Source organism: Phenylobacterium sp., from assembly GCF_031412415.1.
GTDB lineage: Bacteria > Pseudomonadota > Alphaproteobacteria > Caulobacterales > Caulobacteraceae > Phenylobacterium.
In genome coordinates, this window is record NZ_JANOCX010000111.1 from 1 (window position 1) to 4994 (window position 4994).

Annotated in this window: 6 protein-coding genes and 1 pseudogene; 6 read left to right on the forward strand and 1 reads right to left on the reverse strand. The window is 68.2% G+C overall.

The genetic code is table 11. From position 1 onward, the window contains the following. The 3 genes and pseudogenes from RMO04_RS05605 to RMO04_RS05615 form a co-directional block, all read left to right on the forward strand. Positions 1-257: pseudogene (locus RMO04_RS05605) on the forward strand (flagellar biosynthesis protein FlgB); the annotation flags it as partial. 11 nt (positions 258-268) lie between these two features. After that, entirely contained in the window at positions 269-688 is a 420-nt protein-coding gene (flgC, locus tag RMO04_RS05610) for a flagellar basal body rod protein FlgC (RefSeq protein WP_309643807.1), read from the forward strand. A 10-nt stretch (positions 689-698) separates the two neighbouring features. Continuing rightward, positions 699-1004, forward strand: a complete 306-nt coding sequence (locus RMO04_RS05615; RefSeq protein ID WP_309643808.1) for a flagellar hook-basal body complex protein FliE — start codon at positions 699-701, stop codon at positions 1002-1004. Positions 1005-1022: 18 nt separating this feature from the next. Here the strand turns inward: RMO04_RS05615 and RMO04_RS05620 are convergent, their stop codons facing one another. Then, positions 1023-2255, reverse strand: a complete 1233-nt coding sequence (locus RMO04_RS05620) for a cytochrome P450 (protein ID WP_309643809.1) — start codon at positions 2253-2255, stop codon at positions 1023-1025. Between the two features lie 157 nt (positions 2256-2412). On the opposite strand from RMO04_RS05620, the gene RMO04_RS05625 reads away from it, so the two are divergent. The 3 genes from RMO04_RS05625 to RMO04_RS05635 all read left to right on the forward strand — a co-directional run. Beyond that, a complete protein-coding gene (locus RMO04_RS05625) occupies positions 2413-3186 on the forward strand; it encodes an ABC transporter ATP-binding protein (RefSeq protein WP_309643810.1) in 774 nt (257 codons plus the stop codon). Next, the gene (locus RMO04_RS05630; RefSeq protein WP_309643811.1) at positions 3183-4736 is read left to right on the forward strand and encodes a glycine betaine ABC transporter substrate-binding protein; all 1554 of its coding nucleotides are present in this window, start codon (positions 3183-3185) and stop codon (positions 4734-4736) included. The genes RMO04_RS05625 and RMO04_RS05630 overlap by 4 nt, the downstream gene beginning before the upstream one ends. Before the next feature lie 144 nt (positions 4737-4880). Then, positions 4881-4994, forward strand: a 114-nt coding sequence (locus RMO04_RS05635) for a flagellar biosynthetic protein FliQ (RefSeq protein ID WP_309643812.1), incomplete at its 3' end; no start/stop codon positions are given.

Genomic DNA, 4994 nt, shown 5'->3' on the forward strand with positions numbered 1-4994 from the left:
GCGTCTCGGCGGCCCAGGTCCAGTCGGTGACCCAGCCCGGCCACATGGTCGCGCCGGGCGCCAAGAAGGGTCTCGGCAGCCAGTTCAAGTCGGTGAAGGCGCGGGATTCCGAGACCACCCTCGATGGCAACTCGGTCGTCCTGGAAGAAGAGATGCTGAAGATGGCTGAAGCGCGGATGAGCTACGACGCCGCCATCGGTTTCTATCAGAAATCCCTGGGCCTGCTACGCCTGGCTAGCCGCGCGCCCGGACGCTAGAGGACGCCTAGATGCCCAACATCAAACCCGTCTCCGGCGCGACCCAGGCCATCGCCACCACCGCCCTTCGCGCCCAGCAGGCGCGGATGCGGATCATCGCCGAGAACATCGCCAACGCGAACTCCGTGTCTCGCCAGGCTGGCGGCGATCCGTACCGCCGTCAGGTGCCCGTGTTCGCCCCGTTGAAGATGGACGCCGGCCAAGGCGTGAGCATGGTCAGGGTCGCGCCCGATCCGAAGGACTTCCGCAGCACCTACGATCCCAGCCACCCATCGGCCGACGACAAGGGTTATGTGAAGCTGCCCAATGTCGACACCCTCATCGAGACGCTCGACATGAAGGAAGCCCAACGAGCCTACGAGGCCAACCTCAACGTCATCGAGACGTCGCGCGCCATGCAGATGCGCACCCTCGACATGCTCAAGAAGTAGGGCCTGACCGATGATGACCGCGCTCGCCGCCGCAAAGGCTTATGCCGCCGCCCAGAGCAGCGCCCTCAAGCCGCCCTCGGCCGCACAGGAGGATGGCGGACTCAACTTCGGCGCCATGGTCAAGACGGCCATGAACGACGCCATGACGGCCACCAAGGCCGCCGAGACCCAGATCGCCGCCAATGTGGCCGGCAAGGCCGAACTGATCGACGTGGTCACCGCCATCTCGGCCGCCGAGGCCAGCCTGGAGACGGTCATGGCCGTCCGCGACCAAGTGATCAGCGCCTATCAGGAAATCATGCGGATGCCGATCTAGCGGCCTCCGCGGCCGGACTCAGACGACGACCGGCAAGCTTTCCATCCCCCGGAAGAAGGGCAGGGTCCGCCAGGCGGGCGTCGCGCCTGGATCGGCGAGCTTCAGGTTCGGGAACCGCTCGAACAGCTTCACCAGCGCGACCTGGGCTTCCTGCCGCGCCAGCGGCGCGCCGATGCAGATGTGCGCGCCCCCGCCGAACGCCACGTGCGGGCGATGCTTGCGGGTGACGTCGAAGCGGTGCGGGTCGTCATAGACCTCGGGGTCGCGGTTGGCGGCGCGCAGCGACACGGTCATCGCCTGGCCCGACTTCAGCGGACAACCGCCGACCTCCATGGCCTGCGAGGCGATCCGGCCGGTGATGTCGACGGGCGGCTCGTAGCGCAGGATCTCTTCCACCACGCTGTTTATGGTCCCTGGATCGGCGCGCAGTTTGGCGAGCTCTCCGGGGTTCAGCAGCAACAGGCGCACGCCATTGCCGATCAGGTCGGTGGTGGTCAGGTTCCCGCCCACCAGCAGCGCCGTCAGGTTTATGCGCAACTCCTCGTCGCTGAGGTCCGCGCCCTGCGCCTGGAGCTGGGTCATGTCGGTCATCAAGTCGTCGCGGGGTTCCGCGCGCCGGGCCGCCAGGGTCTCGATGAAATAGGCGGAGAGCGCCGCGCTCGCCTGCTCCATGATAGCGGTCTGTTCAGGGCCGCGGAACGGGTTCAGACCCTGGATCACGCCCTCTGACCACTCGCGGAAGTCGGCCAGCCGGTCGTGGTCGACGCCCAGGATGGTCGCGATCACGTCGACGGGGATCGGCACGCAGAAGCGGTCCATCAGGTCGAAGCTCTCCTCGCCCTCCAACGCGTCCAGCGCCGCGTCGACGATCGCCTCCACCCGCGGCTTGAACTTCGCGACGCGGGCGTAGAGCGCCTGGGCCAGAGGCTGGCGGATCCGGCTGTGATCGGGATCGTCCAGCATCAGTATGCTGGTCACGCTGGCGCGCGGGATGTTGGGATCGAGGTTGTCGACGAACCGGCGCTGCATGATGGCGCCTTCCTCGGCGCGGATCGGATCGCGCCAAAGGTCGCGGTTGTTGACGATGGCGCGAACGTCGCCGTAGCGGCTGACCACCACGCTGCCTGAGATGCTGTCGCGATGCACAGGGCAGCGGCCGCGAAGATCGTCCAACACCACATGCGGATCGACCCGGTACTGCTCGTTGAGCGGTGTCAGGTCCAACATCGAGGGCAGGGGCTTGTCCGTCATCGGCCTGATCCTTCGATCGAAATGTCGCACTTCAAAAAATGACGCTAGCGTCACTTTCGAAGTGAACACGCTTTGGCCGTTCACGGGAAGGGGAAAACGCGCATCCGACGGTGAGGGGAGTGGCGCATCTTGCGATTCTCCGTATTACCCGTAGCGGATGGCCCTACCCGCGATCGAGCTTGTGGACATCGTCAAGCGCTACGGCGCCCACGCGGCGCTGGACGGCGTGTCCCTGTCCGTCCCGGCTGGACAGTTCGTGGCCCTGGTGGGCGCCTCCGGCTCTGGCAAGACCACCCTGCTCAAGACCATCAACGGCCTGGCTTCGCCCGACGCCGGGACCGTCAGCGTCACCGGCGACCTGACGGCGGGCAAGGCGCCCCACGAGCTGCGCCGGCGGATCGGCTACGTCTTCCAGGAAATCGGCCTCTTCCCGCACCTGACCGTGGGCGAGAACATCGCCATCACCCCCAAGCTGCTGGGCTGGGACAAGGCGCGCATGGCCGCGCGCGTCGACGAACTGTTGGAGCTCGTCGCCCTGCCGCGCGAGGTCGCCGCGCGGCTGCCCGCGGCGCTCTCCGGCGGTCAGCGACAGCGGGTCGGCGTGGCCCGCGCGCTGGCGGCCCAGCCGGCGATCCTGCTGATGGACGAACCCTTCGGCGCCCTCGACCCGGTCACCCGCGAGGAGCTGGGAAACGACTACCGCGCCCTGCATGAGAAGCTGGCGCTCACCACCGTAATGGTCACTCACGACATGACCGAGGCCGTGTTGCTGGCCGACCGGATCGTGGTGCTCAAGGCGGGGCGGGTCGTCGCCGACGGCGCGCCGGGACACCTGCTGGCCACCAGCCAGGACCCCGACGTCCTCGCGCTGCTGGAGGCGCCGCGCCGGCAGGCCGAGCGGCTGCGCGCCCGGCTGGAGAGCGCCTCGTGAACCCGCGTGTCGCCGACGCCTTCGCCCTGCTGCCGGAGTATCTCGGCTGGCACGTCCTGCTCAGCGCCTGCGCCCTGTCCCTCGGCCTGCTGATCAGCTTGCCCCTGGCGGTCGCCGCCAGCCGCAGCCCGCGCCTGCGCTGGCCGGTCCTGGCCGTGGCGGGCCTCATCCAGACCATTCCCAGCCTGGCCCTGCTGGCGCTGTTCTATCCGCTGCTGCTGGCGCTCTCGGCGCTCAGCCTGGCGACCTTCGGCCAGGGGTTTTCGGCGCTGGGCTTCCTGCCGTCCCTGCTGGCCCTGACGCTCTATTCGATGCTGCCGATCCTGCGCACCGCCACCGCCGGCATCCTGGGCGTCGACCCTGCCGTGCGCGAGGCCGCCGACGGGGTGGGCATGACCGCCCGCCAACGGCTTTTCCAGGTCGAGCTGCCCCTGGCCATGCCGGTGATCATGGCCGGCGTGCGCACCGCCGCGGTCTGGACCATCGGGGCGGCGACCCTTTCCACCCCGGTCGGCCAGACCAGCCTGGGCAACTACATCTTCGCCGGGCTGCAGACCGAGAACTGGGTCTTCGTGCTGTTCGGCTGCGCGGCCTCGGCGGGCCTGGCCATGATCGTCGACCAGCTTCTGGGCCTGATCGAGACCGGCGCGGCGAAGCGAAAGCGCGGCCTGATCGTGGCTGGCCTGATGCTGCTGGCCGCTGGGCTCGCTATGGCCCTCCTACCGCTCGCAAGCTTCGGCAAGCCGGCCAGCTACGTGGTCGGCGCCAAGAACTTCTCCGAGCAGTACATCCTGGCCGAGCTGATGGCCGAGCGCCTGGAAAGCGCCGGGGCGCAGGTCAGCCGTAAGGAGGACCTCGGTTCCGCCGTCGCCTACCGCGCCTTGGCGGCGGGCGAACTGGACGTCTATGTCGACTATTCGGGCACCCTCTGGACCAACGTGCTGAAGCGTGAGGACAACCCCGGTCGCCAGGCCGTGATGACTGAGCTGACCGCCGAACTAAAGCGCCGCGATGGCGTGATCGTGCTGGGCTCCATGGGTTTCGAGAACGCCTACGCCTTCGCCATGCGCGCCGACCGCGCCAAGGCCCTGGGCGTCACCAGCCTCGCCGACCTCGCCCGCGAGGCGCCGCGCCTCACCCTGGGTTCGGACCTGGAGTTCCTGTCCCGCCCGGAATGGAAGGGGGTCGACGCCGCCTACGGCTTCAACTTCAAGACCGAGCGGTCCTTCCAGCCCACCTTCATGTACCGGGCGCTGTCGGGCGGCGAGGCCGACGTGATCTCGGCCTTCTCCTCCGACGGTCGCATCGCCGCCGACAATCTGATCGTGCTCACCGACCCCAAGGGCGCCCTGCCGCCCTACGACGCCGTGATCCTCATCTCGCCAAAGCGGGCCGGCGACCAGCGGCTGATCGAGGCCCTGTCGCCCCTGGTCGGCAAGATCAGCGTCGAGGCCATGCGCGCGGCGAACTACAGCGTCGACCGTGACGCCGACAAGGCCACCCCCGCCGAGGCCGCGCGGGCTCTGGAGGCCTCCCTAGCGGGGCAGTGAGTCCAGCCAGGCCAGGACGATCGTCGCGAGCCAAACGCCTTCGGCCTCCCGGACTTCAGGCCTCATTCTCCCTTCGTTAACCATAGCCCGGCAAAAATGGCCTAGCTCCTGATCCACCCTCCAAGCGTATCCAAGAGGCCCTCGATGAACGGCGCCGAAGTTCTGGACGTCGGCCGCGACGCCATCTGGCTCACCATCCAACTATCGGCTCCAGTGTTGATCGTCGGCCTGGTCGTCGGCGTCGGCATCGGCCTGATG

Excerpts from the sequence above, each read along its gene's own strand:
- flgC (WP_309643807.1), top strand. The coding sequence starts at position 269 with ATGCCCAACATCAAACCCGTCTCCGGCGCGACCCAGGCCATCGCCACC.
- RMO04_RS05615 (WP_309643808.1), top strand. The coding sequence starts at position 699 with ATGATGACCGCGCTCGCCGCCGCAAAGGCTTATGCCGCCGCCCAGAGC.
- RMO04_RS05620 (WP_309643809.1), bottom strand. The coding sequence starts at position 2,255 with ATGACGGACAAGCCCCTGCCCTCGATGTTGGACCTGACACCGCTCAAC.
- RMO04_RS05625 (WP_309643810.1), top strand. The coding sequence starts at position 2,413 with ATGGCCCTACCCGCGATCGAGCTTGTGGACATCGTCAAGCGCTACGGC.